General features: G+C 57.3%; 18 protein-coding genes and 1 tRNA gene. 7 read left to right on the top strand and 12 right to left on the bottom strand.

Going from position 1 to position 17,060, the window contains the following annotated elements:
* Window positions 1–6: 6 nt before the first annotated feature.
* Complete coding sequence (ugpA, locus tag ACR0DJ_RS01685) at window positions 7–888, bottom strand: sn-glycerol-3-phosphate ABC transporter permease UgpA (protein WP_152459032.1); 882 nt, start codon at window positions 886–888, stop codon at window positions 7–9.
* Between the two features lie 61 nt (window positions 889–949).
* Window positions 950–2,260 (bottom strand): sn-glycerol-3-phosphate ABC transporter substrate-binding protein UgpB, encoded by a 1,311-nt coding sequence (gene ugpB, locus ACR0DJ_RS01680; protein WP_170346022.1) that lies wholly within the window; start codon window positions 2,258–2,260, stop codon window positions 950–952.
* A gap of 172 nt (window positions 2,261–2,432) precedes the next feature.
* Between ugpB and ACR0DJ_RS01675 the strand changes: the two genes are divergently transcribed.
* Entirely contained in the window at window positions 2,433–3,335 is a 903-nt protein-coding gene (locus tag ACR0DJ_RS01675) for a LysR substrate-binding domain-containing protein (protein WP_480683658.1), read from the top strand.
* Window positions 3,336–3,479: 144 nt separating this feature from the next.
* Here the strand turns inward: ACR0DJ_RS01675 and ACR0DJ_RS01670 are convergent, their stop codons facing one another.
* The 3 genes from ACR0DJ_RS01670 to dgcN all read right to left on the bottom strand — a co-directional run bounded on the left by ACR0DJ_RS01670 (window position 3,480) and on the right by dgcN (window position 6,393).
* The gene (locus tag ACR0DJ_RS01670; protein WP_480683657.1) at window positions 3,480–4,340 is read right to left on the bottom strand and encodes a D-amino-acid transaminase; all 861 of its coding nucleotides are present in this window, start codon (window positions 4,338–4,340) and stop codon (window positions 3,480–3,482) included.
* Window positions 4,341–4,350: 10 nt separating this feature from the next.
* Window positions 4,351–5,316, bottom strand: coding sequence for an N-acetyl-D-Glu racemase DgcA (gene dgcA, locus ACR0DJ_RS01665; RefSeq protein ID WP_170346019.1), 966 nt, complete (start codon window positions 5,314–5,316; stop codon window positions 4,351–4,353).
* 75 nt (window positions 5,317–5,391) lie between these two features.
* Window positions 5,392–6,393 carry an N-acetyltransferase DgcN gene (dgcN, locus tag ACR0DJ_RS01660; protein ID WP_425078862.1) on the bottom strand — a complete coding sequence of 334 codons (1,002 nt, stop codon included), beginning with the start codon at window positions 6,391–6,393 and terminating at the stop codon, window positions 5,392–5,394.
* 294 nt (window positions 6,394–6,687) lie between these two features.
* On the opposite strand from dgcN, the gene ACR0DJ_RS01655 reads away from it, so the two are divergent.
* Window positions 6,688–7,650, top strand: a complete 963-nt coding sequence (locus ACR0DJ_RS01655; protein ID WP_425078863.1) for an L-malyl-CoA/beta-methylmalyl-CoA lyase — start codon at window positions 6,688–6,690, stop codon at window positions 7,648–7,650.
* Between the two features lie 45 nt (window positions 7,651–7,695).
* Here the strand turns inward: ACR0DJ_RS01655 and ACR0DJ_RS01650 are convergent, their stop codons facing one another.
* Window positions 7,696–8,274, bottom strand: a complete 579-nt coding sequence (locus ACR0DJ_RS01650; protein WP_425078864.1) for a PA14 domain-containing protein — start codon at window positions 8,272–8,274, stop codon at window positions 7,696–7,698.
* A gap of 119 nt (window positions 8,275–8,393) precedes the next feature.
* Window positions 8,394–8,846, bottom strand: coding sequence for an Lrp/AsnC family transcriptional regulator (locus ACR0DJ_RS01645; RefSeq protein WP_257599313.1), 453 nt, complete (start codon window positions 8,844–8,846; stop codon window positions 8,394–8,396).
* A gap of 73 nt (window positions 8,847–8,919) precedes the next feature.
* Here ACR0DJ_RS01645 and ACR0DJ_RS01640 point away from each other — a divergent pair, with 73 nt between their 5' ends.
* Entirely contained in the window at window positions 8,920–9,516 is a 597-nt protein-coding gene (locus ACR0DJ_RS01640) for a LysE family translocator (RefSeq protein WP_425078865.1), read from the top strand.
* 4 nt (window positions 9,517–9,520) lie between these two features.
* Here the strand turns inward: ACR0DJ_RS01640 and ACR0DJ_RS01635 are convergent, their stop codons facing one another.
* Window positions 9,521–9,673 (bottom strand): hypothetical protein, encoded by a 153-nt coding sequence (locus ACR0DJ_RS01635; RefSeq protein WP_170346013.1) that lies wholly within the window; start codon window positions 9,671–9,673, stop codon window positions 9,521–9,523.
* Between the two features lie 103 nt (window positions 9,674–9,776).
* On the opposite strand from ACR0DJ_RS01635, the gene ACR0DJ_RS01630 reads away from it, so the two are divergent.
* Window positions 9,777–10,739: an acetyl-CoA carboxylase carboxyltransferase subunit alpha gene (locus ACR0DJ_RS01630; RefSeq protein WP_152459042.1), complete on the top strand. Its 963-nt coding sequence runs from the start codon at window positions 9,777–9,779 to the stop codon at window positions 10,737–10,739.
* Between the two features lie 3 nt (window positions 10,740–10,742).
* Here ACR0DJ_RS01630 and ACR0DJ_RS01625 read toward each other — a convergent pair whose 3' ends face one another.
* The 3 genes from ACR0DJ_RS01625 to ACR0DJ_RS01615 form a co-directional block, all read right to left on the bottom strand.
* The gene (locus ACR0DJ_RS01625; protein ID WP_425078866.1) at window positions 10,743–11,873 is read right to left on the bottom strand and encodes a lytic murein transglycosylase; all 1,131 of its coding nucleotides are present in this window, start codon (window positions 11,871–11,873) and stop codon (window positions 10,743–10,745) included.
* A gap of 113 nt (window positions 11,874–11,986) precedes the next feature.
* Complete coding sequence (locus ACR0DJ_RS01620) at window positions 11,987–12,634, bottom strand: GntR family transcriptional regulator (RefSeq protein ID WP_480683656.1); 648 nt, start codon at window positions 12,632–12,634, stop codon at window positions 11,987–11,989.
* A gap of 30 nt (window positions 12,635–12,664) precedes the next feature.
* Complete coding sequence (locus ACR0DJ_RS01615) at window positions 12,665–13,360, bottom strand: M48 family metallopeptidase (RefSeq protein WP_257599316.1); 696 nt, start codon at window positions 13,358–13,360, stop codon at window positions 12,665–12,667.
* Between the two features lie 100 nt (window positions 13,361–13,460).
* On the opposite strand from ACR0DJ_RS01615, the gene ACR0DJ_RS01610 reads away from it, so the two are divergent.
* The 3 genes from ACR0DJ_RS01610 to ACR0DJ_RS01600 all read left to right on the top strand — a co-directional run bounded on the left by ACR0DJ_RS01610 (window position 13,461) and on the right by ACR0DJ_RS01600 (window position 15,815).
* Window positions 13,461–13,787 (top strand): TIGR02300 family protein, encoded by a 327-nt coding sequence (locus ACR0DJ_RS01610; protein ID WP_480683655.1) that lies wholly within the window; start codon window positions 13,461–13,463, stop codon window positions 13,785–13,787.
* Window positions 13,788–13,930: 143 nt separating this feature from the next.
* Window positions 13,931–14,006: transfer RNA gene (locus ACR0DJ_RS01605), tRNA-Ala, on the top strand.
* A 282-nt stretch (window positions 14,007–14,288) separates the two neighbouring features.
* The gene (locus tag ACR0DJ_RS01600) at window positions 14,289–15,815 is read left to right on the top strand and encodes a site-specific integrase (RefSeq protein ID WP_480683654.1); all 1,527 of its coding nucleotides are present in this window, start codon (window positions 14,289–14,291) and stop codon (window positions 15,813–15,815) included.
* A 75-nt stretch (window positions 15,816–15,890) separates the two neighbouring features.
* Here ACR0DJ_RS01600 and ACR0DJ_RS01595 read toward each other — a convergent pair whose 3' ends face one another.
* Window positions 15,891–16,964, bottom strand: coding sequence for a hypothetical protein (locus ACR0DJ_RS01595; protein ID WP_480683653.1), 1,074 nt, complete (start codon window positions 16,962–16,964; stop codon window positions 15,891–15,893).
* Between the last annotated feature and the right edge of the window lie 96 nt (window positions 16,965–17,060).

Genomic DNA, 17,060 nt, shown 5'->3' with positions numbered 1-17,060 from the left:
CTGCCATCAGTAATGCACCCTCTTTTCCACGTATTTGAACTGGATGACCGTCAACAGGCCCACGACGATCAGCAAGATGACCGATTGCGCCGAAGACGAGCCGAGGTCCTGCCCCACAAACCCATCCGAGAAAACCTTGTAGACAAGGATTGTGGTCGACTGTTGCGGCCCGCCACCGGTGATTGTGTGGATCACACCAAAGGTTTCGAAAAAGGCATAAACAACGTTCACCACCAGCAAGAAGAACGCCGTCGGCGACAGCAACGGCAGCACGATCGTGAAGAACCGGCGCCAGAAATGCGCGCCGTCAATCGCCGCCGCCTCGATCACGGATCTTGGAACGGATTGCAGGGCAGCGAAAAAGAACAGGAAGTTATAGCTTATGCGCCCCCAGGCAGAGGCAACGACCACCAGCCCCATGGCTTCGGTGCCGTTCAGAACGTGGTTCCAGTCATACCCAAGCTGGCCGAGGTACCACGACACGACGCCGACGCGCGTGTTGAACATGAACAGCCACAGAACGCCCGCAACCGCCGGGGCAACAGCGTAGGGCCAGATCAGCAACGTCCGATAGACCCCGGACCCTTTGATCAATCGATCCGCAATGACCGCAAGAAACAAGGCAGGGATCATCGAGCACAACGTGACCAGCGTGGAAAACACCGCCGTTGTCACGAAAGAGGCGCGATAAAACTTGTCACTCAGCAGGAATTCAAAGTTGCCGAGCCCCACGAACTGGGACGACAGCCCGAACGGGTCAGGTATGAACAGCGACTGCCATATGGCCTGACCGGCGGGGTAGAAAAAGAAAACAGCGGAAATGATGACCTGAGGGGCGATCAACGCCAATGGCAACAGCCAGCCGCGAAAGGTGACGCGTTTTTCCATCCTGAAAACCCACCGAAGAAAGAAAATGCGGGCCCTGAAAAGGCCCGCATGACGTTACGACTTATTGATTGGCGGATTCGAACCGGCGCAGCAACGCATCACCGCGTTCCTTCGCGCTGTCCATCGCTTCCTGAGCCGTTTTCTCACCGGACCAGATCGCCTCGAGCTCTTCGTCGATGATGCCGCGAATCTGGTCGAACGATCCCAGGCGCAAGCCTTTCGAATTTGCGGTCGGCTCTTTCGCGGTCATCTGGATCACTGCGACGTCGGTGCCCGGGTTTTCGTCATAGAAACCAGCGGCACGCGTAACCTCACCCGCCTCTGTGGTGATTGGAAGATAACCGGTGTTCTGGTGCCAGGCCGCTTGTACGTCAGGTGATGACAGGAAGCTCAGGAACTCTCCGACGCCTTTGTACTCTTCCGGCTCGTGACCCTCCATTACCCAAAGAGACGCGCCACCGATGATGGTGTTTTGCGGTTCACTGGTGACGGATTCCCAATAGGGCAGCGGACGCACGTCAAAATCGAACTCGGCCTCGGCTTTGATGCCGGCGTATCCGGCCGAACTTTCGGTGAACAATGCGCACTCGCCTGACCGGAAGTTCGCACCGCCTTCGTTTCTGCGACCGGTATAGATGAACTTGCCGTCCTTGGCCCAGTCACCCATCGCGGTCAGATGTGCAACCTGCACCGGACCGTTCAGCATCAGCTCGGTATCCAGACCGGCAAATCCGTTGTCACGTGAGGCAAAGGGAACGTCGTGATAGGCTGACAGGTTTTCAAGGTGAATCCAGCTTTGCCATGCCGTCACCAGCGGGCAATCCTCGCCACCCGCCTTCAGCTGTTCAAGGACTTCGCCGACTTTTTCCCAAGTGGACAGATCCGTGTCCGGATCAACGCCCGCCGCTTGCATGGCATCGCGGTTGACCCACAGGACCGGCGTCGAGGAGTTGAAGGGAAGCGACAGCATCTCTCCGTCAGTGGTTGTGTAGTAGCCTTTGACGGCGCCAATATACGCGTCGGGATCAAAAGACGCGCCGCTTTCGGCCATCACTTCATAGACCGGCTTGATCGCCCCTTTGGCTGACATCATTGTCGCCGTGCCGACTTCGAACACCATCAGGATATGCGGCTGCTCACCGGCCCGGAAGGCAGCAATCCCGGCATTCAGGGTTTCCGAGTAGTTGCCCTTGTGGCTTTCGACCACGACGAACTCATCCTGACTGGCGTTGAATTCTTCAACCTGTCCTTTGACAAGTTCACCAAGGCGACCGGTGAAGGCATGCCAGAACTGGACTTCGGTCTGCGCCATTGCCGCCAAGGGGGACAAGGCCGTGGTGATGGCAAGAGCGCCAAGCAGATTCTTTTTCATGATTCCTCCCATGCATCAGGGTTGATGCTTCGTTGATTACCGACCGCAACGCGTAACCGGCACACATGACGATTTCACGACGTTAACGTTACAAAAATATAATTCAAGGCCTATCTACTTGGTGAAAAAATAACATAGTGTTATGAAACGGCGCAGCAGATCGGGATCGGCAATGAGTCAAATTCTGAGAGTTCGGCAGTTGGAGGCCCTGATGGCCGTGACCACCAAAGGGTCTGTCACGGCCGCCGCGGCTGATCTGGGCGTAACCCAGCCAGCTGTCAGCAGATTGCTGTCCGATCTTGAAAAATCGCTTGGGTTTCAGCTTTTTGACCGCCGCGAGGGCCGATTGGTGCCAACGCAGGAGGTTCGTTACCTCTTGCCCAGCGTCGAGCGCGTTCTCGAATTGATGCGGCAAATCTCTGATGTCAGCCAGGATATCACACAACGCAAAGCAGGGCACATCCGTGTCGCTTGCCTGCCGGGATTTGCCACCAGCCATTTGCCCAAAGTCGTCGCCGGTTTTCTGAAAGATCGGCCCGGCGTCACCCTGACGATCGAACCTGACAGACCTGAACGCATTCTGGAATGGATGATCGGCGAGCAGTATGATTTCGGTATCACTGACAGCTTTCACGGTCATCCGGCGGTAGAAAACAGGGACATCGACGTTCGCACGGTATGCGTGTTCCCCACCGGGCACGAGTTGGAAGGCCTTTCCGAAGTTACCCCGGCGGATCTTGCACATAGCAAAATCATCCACACCCGACGCGACAGCGACTTTTTCGGGCGGCTTTCGAAAGTATTTCAACATGCCAATGTCGAATTGAACTCGCATATCGAGGTCAGGCAGTTCACGGCAGCATGCGAATTGGCGCTGGAAGGTGCCGGTGTCTCGGTCGTAAGCGAACTAGATGCTGTCCAGTATACGTCGAGGGGGTTGAGTTATCGGCCGTTCAAGCCGTTTTTGACGCATACCCTCTCGTTGGTGCGTCCAATTTTGAAGCAACCGTCATTGGTAACGCTGGAATTCATCGAACAGTTTCAGGAAAGCCTGGACCCTTTCAAAGTCGGGTAACACGGCCTTTCGGCGGAAAGTCGCATGTGATCTGCTCATGCTCGGCGGGATCGAAGGCGACTCTCCCTGTCCTGCCCCGGATCCGACTGATGTTGGCACGGCGCCGCAGCAGTTTACCGCAACGCCGTCCGACGTGGTGTTTCTTCAGATCGCGGCCTTTCGGCTTTCATCCAGGTAAATTTCACGAAGGCGTTTGGCTATCGGCCCGGGTGTACCATCACCCAGCGCGACTCCGTCGATTTCCACCACGGGCATCACGAAAGCACTGGCCGAGGTTGTGAACGCCTCGTCAGCCTTTTTGGCTTCGTCGATGGTAAACAGGCGTTCTTCAACTTCCATCTGCGCTTCGGCCGCCAGGCGCAGCACGGCCTTGCGGGTGATCCCGTGCAGGATGTCGTTGGACAGCGGGCGGGTCACGATCTTGCCGTTCTTGACGAAATAGGCGTTGTTGCTGGTGCCTTCGGTTACAAAGCCGTCCTCGACCAGCCATGCATCATCGCACCCCGCTTTCTTGGCCATCATCTTGCCCATCGAAGGGTAAAGCAGCTGCACGGTCTTGATGTCGCGGCGGCCCCAGCGGATGTCCTCGATCGAGATGATCTTGGCACCTTTCCGTGCCGCCGGACTGTCAGCCAGCCCGGGCTTGTTCTGGGTGAACAGAACGAGGCTGGGTTTGGTATCGGCCGAAGGGAAGACAAAATCCCGGTCACCGTCACTGCCGCGCGAGACCTGAAGGTAGACCAGGCCCTCTTCGATGCCGTTCAGATCAACCAGCTTGCGATGGATTTCCAGCAGCTCTTCCTTGGTGCAGGGCTCGGCCATCTCCAGCTCGTCCAGAGACCGCTTCAGGCGTACTGCGTGACCTTCGAAATCAATCAGCTTGCCATCCAGTACACTGGTCACTTCGTAAACCGCATCAGCAAACAGGAAGCCACGGTCAAAGATGGATACCTTGGCCTCGGTCTCGGGCAGGTATTCGCCATTTACAAAAACGGTTCGGGTCATGTTTGTCTCCTCAGCCCCAGAGCGCCGCTTCGGGCGGGTGAACTCCGGCGTCGTCAAAAATCAGCGGGGTGTCGCGGTCTTCGGCCAACAGAAGCGGGCCGTCAAGGTCCGTCACCATCGCACCCTGCGCCAACAGTGTCGCGGGCGCCATGGCAAGCGAACTGCCAACCATGCATCCGACCATGATGTCATACCCTTCCGCGATTGCAGCTTTGCGCAGCTCAAGCGCTTCGGTCAGGCCACCGGTCTTGTCGAGTTTGATGTTGATGACATCGTATTTCCCCTTCAGCCCGGGCAGGCTGGCGCGATCATGGCAGGACTCGTCGGCGCAGACGGGCACCGGGCGGTCCATTCCAATCAAAGCGTCGTCGTCACCGGCCGGCAACGGTTGCTCGACCAGCGCCACGCCCAGACGTACCAGATGCGGGGCGAGGTCGGCGTAAACCTCGGCCGACCAGCCTTCGTTCGCATCCACAATGATCTTGGCGTTCGGAGCACCGGCGCGCACCGCCTCAAGCCGCGGCATGTCATCTGGCGTGCCCAGCTTGATCTTCAGAAGCGGGCGATGCGCGTTCTCAGCCGCCTGGGACTGCATCGCCTCGGGCGTGTCCAGCGACAAAGTGTAGGCCGTGATCTCAGGTCCGGGCACTGGCAGGCCCGCTAAATCCCAGGCGCGCTTACCCGCGCGCTTGCTTTCCAGATCCCACAAAGCACAATCCAAGGCGTTCCGGGCGGCACCGGCAGGCAGCAGATCCATCAGCGACCGACGGCTGAACTCAGCAGGCAGACCGGCGATCTCGGCCTCGACCGACTCGAGCGTTTCGTCATAACGCGCATAAGGAACGCACTCGCCCCAGCCCTGATGCGTTCCGTCCGACACCCGCACTGTCAGCACCTTTGCTTCGGTCCGAGACCCGCGCGAGATGGTGAACACCTGCGCCAACTGAAACACATCGCGAGAGACCTCTATCTGCACAGGCCCGCTCCTTCATCTTTTTCCAAATACTCCCGCCAGCGGCGGAACCGGCCCGCCACCGGCGGACCGGTTGGATCACATCGCGGCCAGCGCGTCCACCAACTTGCCCGAGCCGAACCGGAACGGATCGGTCGCCGGCAGCCCCATGTCCGTTTCGATCCTGGCCAGATATGCTGTCGCGTCCTCTTCGGACATGTGCTGCGTGTTGACGGAAATACCGACGACCTGACAATCGGGGTTCGCCACTTTGGCCAGGGCCAGCGCGGTGTCACGCAGGGTTTCGAGCGTCGGCAGCTGATAGGTCGGCAGACCACGCATGTGCTCGCGGGTCGGTTCATGGCTCAGGATCAGCGCGTCAGGCTGGCCGCCGTGGATCAGCGCCATGGTCACACCGGAATAGGATACATGGAACAGCGATCCCTGGCCTTCGATCAGGTCCCAGTGATCGTCATCATTGTCAGGTGTCAGCCATTCGATCGAGCCGGCCATGAAATCCGCAACTACGGCGTCCAGCGGCACGCCATCGCCGGTGATCAGAATGCCCGTCTGACCAGTCGCGCGGAAGGTCGACTTCATACCACGCTTGCGCATTTCCGCATCCATCGCCATTGCGGTGTACATCTTGCCGACCGAACAATCGGTGCCCACGGCCAGACAACGCTTGCCCTTGCGCTTGATCCCGTTGGCAATCGGGTAATCGACCTCAGGTACACGCACATCGTGCAGCTTTCGACCCGTCGCTTCGGCCACCGCCACCAGATCGGGCTCGTCGCGCAACAGGTTGTGCAAGCCAGAGGCCAGGTCAAACCCTTCCTCAAGCGCCATGACCAGAACCTTTTTCCATTCCTGGCTGATGACGCCGCCACGGTTGGCCACACCTATAACCAGCGTTTTTGCGCCGGCCGCTTTGGCCTCGGTCAGGGTCATATCGGTCAAACCCAGATCAGCCTTGCAACCGTCCATACGATATTGGCCGACGGCGTTTTCCGGGCGCCAGTCCTTGATGCCCACAGCCACTTTGGCCGCCAATTGGTCGGGCGCATCGCCCAAAAACAGCAGGTACGGTGTCTCGATCATTGCGGTCACTCCTTTGATTCCGGCCTAAGCTAGAGAAGCGCTTAAACGAGCGTTTCGCGTTTTGATCCGCCAAACACGACAAGTGCGCGATGTTCTTGCGCCATTGACCCAGAAAGCGCAAAATTATTCGAAGTTTTCAAAATGATTAAACTTTAATCACCACTTCTCGGCTGCTGGAATGCAGCTTTCTGCAACCGCATTGCCGCAGATGCACAATCTCCTTGCGCCAGGTTGCGCAATTTAATACCTCATTGGGCGAGAAAATCGCAATTTCATTACCCATACGAGGTCCAGATGAGCTTTCGCATCCAACCCGCCGCGCCTGCACGACCCAATCGCTGCCAACTGTTTGGTCCGGGATCGAATACCAAACTGTTCCCGAAAATGGCAGCTTCTGCTGCGGATGTGATCAACCTTGACCTCGAGGATTCGGTTGCGCCTTCGGACAAGGACATCGCCCGCGCCAATGTCATCGAAGCCCTGAACACTGTTGACTGGGGCAACAAATACATGTCCGTTCGCATCAACGGATTGGATACCCCCTATTGGTATCGTGACGTTGTCGACGTGTTGGAGCAGGCAGGCGACCGTCTGGACCAGATCATGATCCCCAAAGTCGGCTGCGCATCGGATGTCTATGCCGTGGATGCCCTTGTCACCGCCATTGAACGCGCCAAGGGCCGGACCAAACCGATCAGCTTCGAGGTCATTATCGAATCCGCTGCCGGCATCGCGCATGTGGAAGAGATCGCAGCCTCCTCACCCCGTTTGCAGGCCATGAGCCTTGGGGCCGCAGATTTTGCGGCCTCGATGGGAATGCAGACCACGGGCATCGGCGGCACACAGGAAAACTATTACATGCTGCGCGAGGGTGAAAAACACTGGTCCGATCCCTGGCACTGGGCCCAAGCCGCCATCGTTGCGGCCTGCCGCACCCACGGGGTGCTGCCAGTGGATGGGCCATTCGGGGATTTCAGCGATGATGAAGGGTACATCGCTCAGGCGAAGCGCTCGGCCACGCTGGGTATGGTCGGCAAATGGGCGATTCACCCCAAACAGATCGCACTGGCCAATCAGGTCTTTACTCCGTCGGATGAGGCCGTTTCCGAGGCCCGCGAAATCCTGGCCGCGATGGAACAGGCAAAAGCCAACGGTGAGGGCGCAACCGTCTATAAAGGCCGCCTTGTCGACATCGCCTCAATCAAGCAGGCCGAAGTCATCGTGGCACAGGCCGAACTGATTGCGGCGGGCAGCTAAGCCCCAAAAAAAGGGCGCTCGATGGAGCGCCCTTTTATGAATTCCTCAACGGCCAAAAACGTCATTGGGCGTCCATGTGAAGCGTTCCCCCTTCTTTCCTGACTTCATCATCAGGCAAGAGGTTCCCAGTTTCTGGAAATAGACGATCTTCAATGGATACCAGCCCGCCTTGGGCACCTCCACTTCGGTGCGTTGATTGGCTTCACAGCCCTGAATACCCTTGACAAGGCCAATCTGCTGGCCGCCAACCCAAGCTTCTATCCCGTCATTCGACCACGTTTCCAGCTCGTAAACGCCCGGTGAGTCAAACCGCATATACCCTGTGACCTCGGCGGCAACGTTGTAGGCCTCGTCGAACGTCATGACGTCCTCACCCTTGCTTGTGTCCCTGTAATCCAACCCACGCAACGGCTTTCCGGGCTTCGCCTTAGACAGCATGCTTTTTGCCTGACTCAGATCCCGGATCTTCTTGTGTTGATTTCCTGTACCAATGTATTTGACATTCAACCCTGCCTTCGGAGAAGGCTGTGGATTGGCAGGTTGCAGTTTCAGCGGGGCAGACAAAGCGGCCCCGGCAACTACCGACATGGCAACTGCGGTCGCCACTGTTCGAACGAGTTTCATCCTAATCTCCCTGTTTGCGTGCCGTTTTGGCTGGGCATATCCCCTGGCAACGTCATTACAGTGACACTAGGCCCTGAAAATTTGCGCTGCAAGAGAGTGTGGCTTCACAATTGCAGTGGCTACGCACGCAGATCCTTGGGCGACCCCATGACCACATAGGACGTGATCGACGTGACATGCGGCAACGTTCCCAGCACCTCGGTATGGAAGGTCTTGTAGGACGGCAGATCGGCGCATTCGACTCGCAGCAGGTATTCGATCGTACCGGTGATGTTGTGACATTCGACCACTTCGGGGGCTTGTTGCAGGGCACGCTCAAACCCCTCTTGCGCCGCTTTCGTGTGTTCACCAAGACCAACCCCGATATAGGCGACAAAGCCGACACCCATCGCGGCCGGGTTCAGAACCGCACGATAGCCGGTGATCACGCCGGCCTTCTCAAGCTCTTGAACACGACGCAGGCAGGCGGAAGGCGACAGCCCGACCCGTTCGGCCAGTTCCAGATTGCTGACGCGCCCATCACGGGTCAGTTCGTGCAATATCCGGCGATTTATCTGATCATTCTTCATCACAAGTTGCAGAAATAGCCGAAACGCGCACGAAAAAGCAATTTCATTTGCTGCCGGTCGGACGATACTTCGCAGTATGACCTACGACATCCTTCTGGCCCTCATCGCCTTTGCCTTCGTGACATCCATTACGCCCGGGCCGAACAATCTGATGCTGATGGCATCGGGTGCGAATTTCGGCTTTCGGCGTTCGATCCCGCATATGCTGGGCATTGGCGTTGGCTTCACGCTCATGGTGCTGCTGGTCGGGGCCGGGCTGGTTCAGGTCTTTGACAGATATCCGGTCAGTTATTCAGTGCTGAAGGTCGTGTCGGTGATCTATCTGCTTTATCTGGCATGGAAGATCGCACATGCCGCACCGGCCGGGGGCGCTTTGGCAGCGGGGACTCCCATGACGTTTCTACAGGCCGCTGCCTTTCAGTGGGTGAACCCCAAAGCCTGGGCCATGGCCCTGACCGCCACGACCGCTTACACGCCCAGTCAGACCCTGCACGCAATTGCCCTCGTTGCGCTGGTTTTCGGGGCGGTCAACCTGCCATCGGTGAGCACATGGACCTTTCTTGGACAGCAAATGTCGCGGGTGCTGACGAACCCGCGCCGGTTGGTTTTGTTCAACTGGACAATGGCGGTACTGCTTGTGGCCTCGCTCTATCCGGTTCTCTGGCCCGGTTGACCCGCTACGACAGCAGGCAAGTTTCGGCCAGCACATCCTCGGGCGCGGTGTCGGGTGGGTACAGGGTCAGACGCCGCGTTAGACTGTCGTGGGTGCAGGTCAGAACGCGCAGCGCGGGGTCCTTCTTGGCGGCGGCCTTCAGTATCCGTTTTTCCATTCGCCCATCTGAATTCGAACATCTTCACCACTCGGGTCTTGCCGAGTTGCATCCGGAGCACCATCAGGCCATATAGCAGGGAACTTTCGCGTTGAGAGGCGTCATGACCCAGTATCTGGATTTCGAAAAACCGCTGGCTGAAATTGAAGGCAAGGCTGAAGAGCTGCGTGCGCTGGCCCGCACCAACGAAGAGATGGACGTAACCGAAGAAGCCGCCGCGTTGGACGCCAAAGCCGCCAAACTTTTGGATGAGCTTTACGCCGACCTGACCCCATGGCGGAAATGCCAGGTCGCCCGACACCCGGAACGCCCGCATTGCAGCGATTACGTCGATGCCCTGTTCACCGAATTCACCCCTTTGGCCGGAGATCGCAATTTTGCCGATGATCTGGCCGTGATCGGCGGGCTTGCGCGTTTCAACGATCAACCGGTCATGGTGATCGGCCATGAAAAAGGCAGCGACACCAAATCGCGGATCGAACGCAATTTCGGCATGGCCCGCCCCGAAGGTTATCGCAAGGCGGTCCGCCTGATGGAGATGGCCGGTCGGTTTGGCCTGCCGGTGATCACCCTGATCGATACTGCCGGCGCCTATCCCGGCAAGGGCGCCGAGGAACGTGGTCAGTCCGAAGCGATTGCCCGGTCGACCCAGATGTGCCTGAAGATCGGTGTGCCGCTGGTGTCGGTCATCATCGGCGAAGGCGGCTCGGGCGGGGCCGTGGCCTTTGCCACCGCCAACCGCGTGGCAATGCTGGAACACTCGGTCTATTCGGTGATCTCGCCGGAAGGTTGCGCATCGATCCTGTGGAAAGATGCAGAAAAGATGCGTGAAGCGGCCGAAGCGCTGCGTCTGACCGCTCAGGACCTTCACAAGCTTGGCGTTTGCGACCGGATCATCCCGGAGCCCAAGGGCGGCGCGCATCGCGATCGTCCGGCCGCTGTCGAAGCTGTACGCGCGGCTCTCACCGATATGTTGGCGGAACTGGACGGCAAAGATGCGGCGACCCTGATTCAGGACCGCCGTCAAAAATTCCTCGATATCGGCTCAAAAGGGTTGGCGGCGTAACCGTCAGCCACCCAACCTGCGCAACAAGGCAACCGAGGGCTCTCCGGTGACCGCCAGGCCATTGGCGCTTTGATACGCGCTGATGGCTGACGTCGTGTTTTTGCCGATCACCCCGTCCGCGCCCTTCGTATCATACCCTTGGGATGTCAGCCGACGTTGCAATTCCTTGCGGTCGTCCAATGTCAGACCGTTTTCATCTGGCCCGAACGACGCCTGAAACGGCGCGCCGCCGGCAATTCTGTCCGCCAGATGACCGACCCCGATCGCGTAACTGTCCGAATTGTTATAGCGCTTGATGACCTGAAAATTGCGGAAGACGGCAATGCGCGGTCCGGGCACCTGCGGTTGCAGCACGGCCACCGGAGTACCGGAAACCGTTCCGACCTCGCCCCCCCAGGGCTGCCCCCGCACCCAGCCTGCGCGCGACAGGTAAGCAGCGGTCGAAGCCAGCGAATCCGTCGGATCGTCCGACCAGATATCCCGCCGCCCGTCGCCGGTGAAATCCACCGCATAGGCCAGGTAGGAGGTTGGAATGAACTGCGTATGCCCCATCGCACCGGCCCAGCTGCCGGTCATCTTGTCAGGCGTGGTGTCGCCATTCTGAAGGATCTTCAGCGCCGCGATCAACTGGCTTTCAAAGAACTGACCACGCCGCCCATCATAAGCCAGTGTCGACAGAGCTGACACAACGGGCACATCGCCGCGACGCGCCCCATAGCGGCTTTCCAGCCCCCACACTGCAACGACGATTTCCTTGTCTACTCCGTACTGCGCCTCGATCTGCGACAGCGTCCCGTTGTATTGCCGCAGCATCTTCTGGCCGGTGCTGATCCGCTCGTCCGAGGCGGCAATGGCCAGATAATCCTCGAGCGAACGCTTGAACTCTACCTGATTGCGGTCGCGCTCGATCACATCGGGAAGGTACCCTGCCCCCTGAAAAGCGCGGTCAATTGTGGATTGTGAAATTCCCTGCGATGCCGCCCTGCCCTTGAACCCGGCGACCCAGGCATCCCACCCTGCATTGGGAACGGACCGCATACGCGACGCAGGCGCGCTGGATGGCGCATTGCCACCCGTGCAGGCGGCCAACAATATAGATCCAAGGCAAATGGAAAAAGTCCGGCGAGTGATCATGGCTGTGGTCTGCTCTTGTTTGTGATTTGCCTCGAGAGTAACCCAGTCGGGCTGAACAGGCCAGAACAGTGAAACCCTCTACCTTGTGCGCAGAAAGGTCGGCGGAATGCCGCTCAGCTCACCAGCAAACGCAGTCCCTGCGTCACGTCCGAGCGGACCGCCAGGCGCAAGCCCGGTTCGTCCCCTGCCTTGAGAGCAGCAATGATCAGCTTGTGATAATGCGGTGGTTCAGTGCGCCTGAGACGCCCGTAAAGCGCCCTCATCGTCGGCCCGAGTTGCAGCCAGACCGTTTCGGCAATGGCCAGCATCGCGGGTGCCTGAGCCCGCAGGTACAGGGTGCGGTGAAACTCCTGATTTGAACGGATGTACCCAACCGCGTCCCGCTTGGTCACCATCTCGGCAACGGTCATGTTGATGGTCTGCAACCGGTCGATCAGCGCAATATGCGCCCGGGGCAGAGCCCGGCTGGCCAGCTCGACTTCCAGCAACGCGCGCAACGCCGCCAATTCTTCGATCCGGTCGTTGGTCAATTCAGGTGTCGAGACCCGGCCGGAATTGGACAGAAACAAAGCCCCCTCGGCGGCCAGACGGCGCACGGCCTCTCGCGCCGGAGTCATCGAGACGCCGAATTCCTTGCCGATGCCACGCAAGGTCAGCGCCTGACCCGGCGCCATCTCGCCATGCATGATTCGAGATCTCAGGGCGCGGTACACCCGGTCATGAGTGGCAGTTTGGGTGTCAGACGGGCGTGTGCTCAGCATCCGCTTATGTGATCACAAAACAGCGCAAGGTCAACTCGGCTTTGCGTCAAACCTGTATCGATGCAACTCTGCCCCATTGTCGCGCAACCAGCGACGGGGTTGCTGATAGGGGCCGAAAATGCGTTCCACCTGCTCCCAGAACGCGGGCGAGTGGTTCATCTGGGCAAGATGCGCCACCTCGTGTGCGGCCACATAATGCAGCACCTCGGACGGCGCGAGAATGAGCCGCCACGAGAACATCAATCCACCGTGCGAACTGCATGATCCCCAGCGTGACCGCGTGTCGCGCAGGCTGAGCGTGCTGTACGACCGCCCCAGCATTGCCGCGTAATCATCGCACGCACCGATCAGACGGTCCCGCGCCAATTCCTTCAGAAACCGGGCCAATCTGCGCGCCTCGGCCCCTTCCGGCACTGCGACCTCGTCCGCCAGCAACTGAACGCGCCGACCCTTCGCGGGCACGATTCGCCGGACAATGCCTTCAATCGGTATCTTCTGCCCGAACTGCACCACGGCCGTTTCCGGCCTGTCCTGCAAATGCTGGCGAATCCACTCTTCCTTGGTACGCGCGAAACTCAGCGCCTCGGATTCAGGCACTCCGACCGGATAGGTCAGCGTAACCCGGCCATCCAGTTGAGAAATTCGCAAACTGATGCGCCGCGCCCGGGCGGATTTGCGCAGCCTCAGCGGCACCGGCGGCGTCCCTGGCAATGCGTGCTCTCCCATATCGCGACCTCTCTTGCGCAAAGACTTTGACAGTGCCCTCTGCCTGTGGCAGGTGAGCTGAATCATTTAGACGACTCACCTGATATCAAGGGGATTTGACATGCCCAAGGAAGAATGGGGCGTAAAGCGCGTTTGCCCGACCACCGGTAAGCGATTCTACGACCTGAACAAGGACCCGATCATCAGCCCCTACACTGGCGAGATCGTGGAGCTTGAAACATCCAAAAGCCGCATGATCGCGGCGGATGCAGAAGATGCCGCCTCGGTCAAGGCGCGTGAAAACGCGTCGGAAGAGGAGCTGGTACTGGATGACGACGACACTGTTGACGTCGAACTGGATGACGATCTGCTGGATGACGATGATGACACCAGTGATGACGTTTCGCTGGATGATATCACCGACATATCTTCGGAAGACGAAAACTGATCACGTCAAAGGCGACCACAGGGTCGCCTTTTTCGTTCCACTGACAGCTTGGTGCGGAAATTCGCGTTCGATTCCATTTTTGGACTTGCACTCGTCGTCACTGTCTCCTAAACGTCCGTCCACCGCATAAGCGGTACCTAGATGGGGCCTTAGCTCAGTTGGGAGAGCGCTTGCATGGCATGCAAGAGGTCAGGGGTTCGACTCCCCTAGGCTCCACCAAAACCTAACAGAACAACTAGATAGCAAGCATTAGAGCGGTGTGACACACAGGTGTGACACAAAATGAAGCTGCATGCGTACCTCTCACTATCCAGACACGGCATTTATTACTTCCGCTGGCCCCTACCCGATACAAGACCAAAACCCCACACCAGACCAAACACCACACGTAGGACCCTGCGGGTGTCTTTGCGTACAAGATGCCCTAAAGAGGCTGGCACTCTGGCACGGCGTCTTGCAGTGTGCGGCGACACAATAAAAAAGCACATAGAAGCATCGGGCATGAACCACGGCGAACTGCGCACAAAGGTGCGTGAGCACTTCACGGAAGTACTAAAGAAGGCAAAGGCACGTAGGGATGAACTCGGCCCCTATTCCGAGCTAGAGAAGGAACGCATCGCCGACACCATCCGCCACCATGAAGCGGGTAATGAAGACTACTGGGACCTGCTTGGCAGAGACTACGCCCGCTCAGAACTTGATAAGTTTTGTAACGGCGCGGGGGTTGAGCAGCCCAAGACGCGCGAAGACGCTTTTCTGATTTTAGGTGAAATTAAGAAAGCTCAGTTGGCACTGGCCAATGCTTTGCTGGAACACGATAAGACTTTTGAGAAATACGATTTTGGCACGCAGCCCAGCGCGCCTGTGAACGCCCCAGAGAGCGGTCAGCCTAGTTCCGACACTGTCCCAGCTAAAGTTGCGAAGAAGTCCACAGACGCGCCTTCCAGCCCGCTCCTGTCCGTCCTGTTTGCCGAGAGAAAAGCTGAGGCGGAACAGACAGGTCAATGGTCAGTCAAGCTGGTGAACGACTATCAGGCTTGGACAGACCTATTCATAGAATTGCAAGGCGACCGCCCGGTACTAGACTACAAGAAAACAGACGCACGCGACTTTAAGAATGTCCTGATTGAGCTTCCAAGCAACAGGAATAAACTACCGCAAACGATAGGCCTAACACCTAGAGAAGCAATACGAGCAGCTAAAGACCACGGTCTGCAAACGCTATCCGTAAGTACAGTCAACAAGGCCTTGGGAAGGCTGCAAGGGATATGGAAGTGGGCGGACAAACAGTTGGACGAAGAGGTCGTAGACATCTTTGGACCGATGAAGATAGCTGACAACAACAACGCCAGAAACCAACAAGACCCGTTCAGCAAAGAGCAACTGCAGATCATCTTCAACAGCCCCCTGTACACAGGGTGCAAATCGAGGCGGTTCCGCACAGTGCCGGGAGATACAGACCTAAGCGATACCAGTTGGCATTGGCTTCCGCTGCTCGGCCTATGGACAGGCGCACGTCTGAACGAGTTGTGCCAGTTGAGCGTTGAAGACATCGACCAAGAAGAGGGCATACCCCTAATTCGGGTCCAAGAGGGCGACGAAGACCAGCGCGTCAAGTTCGGCAAAAGCAGGCTTGTTCCCATACACCCCGAGTTAGTCCGGCTAGGCTTCCTCCGCTTTGTACAGTCTCAACGACAGGCAGGCCGCGAGCGGATATTCCCTGAACTAAATCTGGGGGCTACAGGCTACTACTCAGATCAGGCCAGCAAAGACTTTAACCGCTACATCGACAGAATTGGCGCGAAGACGGCCAAGACCTCTTTCCACTCTTTCCGCCATAACTTCAAAGATGCTTGCCGTCATGCTGGTGTACAACCTGACATCAATGACATCCTCTTGGGTCATGCGCTGCCCGGTATGGCGGGGCGCTATGGCGACGGCAACGTTCCTTTGCCGGTGTTGTATGAGGCAATGCGCAAGGTCACGTACAATAAAATGTCCTTTGAACACGTCAAAGGCTATCCGTAGCATGAGGTCACAAACTGGCCTGCCGTCCGACAACTAAGTTATGAAGCATGACTGCTTATCGAAACAGAAGACACGCTACTCGTCACCTCCCGAGATGTCTGCCAGAAGCAATGTCTCGGCCTTTATAGATCTTATCTCGGAGACCAATTCTCGCAACTCGTTTACGAGCAGGTCCTGATGTTCCTCTGGTTCGCCTTCTTGGTCATCTTCATGCAATTCCGGTTCGGGTGGCTGCAAGTAGTCCATCTCCCCGCCTTTCTTGCTAAAGGCGACGTATTTTTTAACAGCCGTTTCGAGGTGCGCATCGTGTTCTGGCTCATAGGCGTCTCCAGCGCGCTCCTTTAGGCCCTCAATTATTTCCTTTACCAGATCGCCCTCTCGTTTCTTTAGATCATCCCTCATAGACTTCTCAATCGTCTCGTTCGAAATGCGCTTATGCCTTAAATCTTCGATCGCGTTTTGAACCCGCAGGACATCTAGAACGATCCCAGAAACCTTCTTTGACATAAATGCGAACGCTGAGATGAGCATCAAGCTGCCCGTCACGCAAACAACTATTGAACCATTTGTTGCACCCACGACTTTCAAATCATGTGGCGTCTGCCCAACCAAGTGACCAACGCCTCTTGCGATGTCGTTCCAGTCGCTGGACCACTTCTTCATATCCGCGATATCTCGGATTGAAGCATCCTGCTTAAACTGGATGCGCGCCGAAGCCACGTCAATGTTCGGATCATCCGTTACAACATCTGGTTCGAAGCCATTGTTTTTCAACTCCGTAACGAGCGAATTGAGTGTTTGGACAGCGTTTCTAACGCTTGTCAATGCTTGACTGATTTCAGAAGCTGAAGTTGCAGGATCATAGCTCGACCGGGTTACAACACGCTCGACAAACTCAGCACCTCTGTTCCCGAGATATTGCGCAACACCCATATCGTCGAGATGTGCAACCTGTTGGAAGTTAAGCTCCGTCATTGGCATCGACTTGAGGACCAAAATCAGTTCCTCCAACGGTTCTCGGACTGGTTGCTTCTGGTTCTGTGACGCATTGTGGTTGAGGACGGTTTGGAGCTTTTGGTATTGTTCGCCCAGATTTGGACCCACCTCATCATACCAACGAGCCAGTTCGAACACTTCTGCTACTTCCATTCTCTAAATAACCCCTACTGATGCCAATGCATTTTTTGAATGATCTGGCTCATCTTTCGGGAATTCTTCGACGATATTCAACTCTTGTCTCGCAAA

This window comes from Ruegeria sp. BF10 (assembly GCF_056538725.1).
This window is presented reverse-complemented; position numbering and strand designations above follow the sequence as displayed.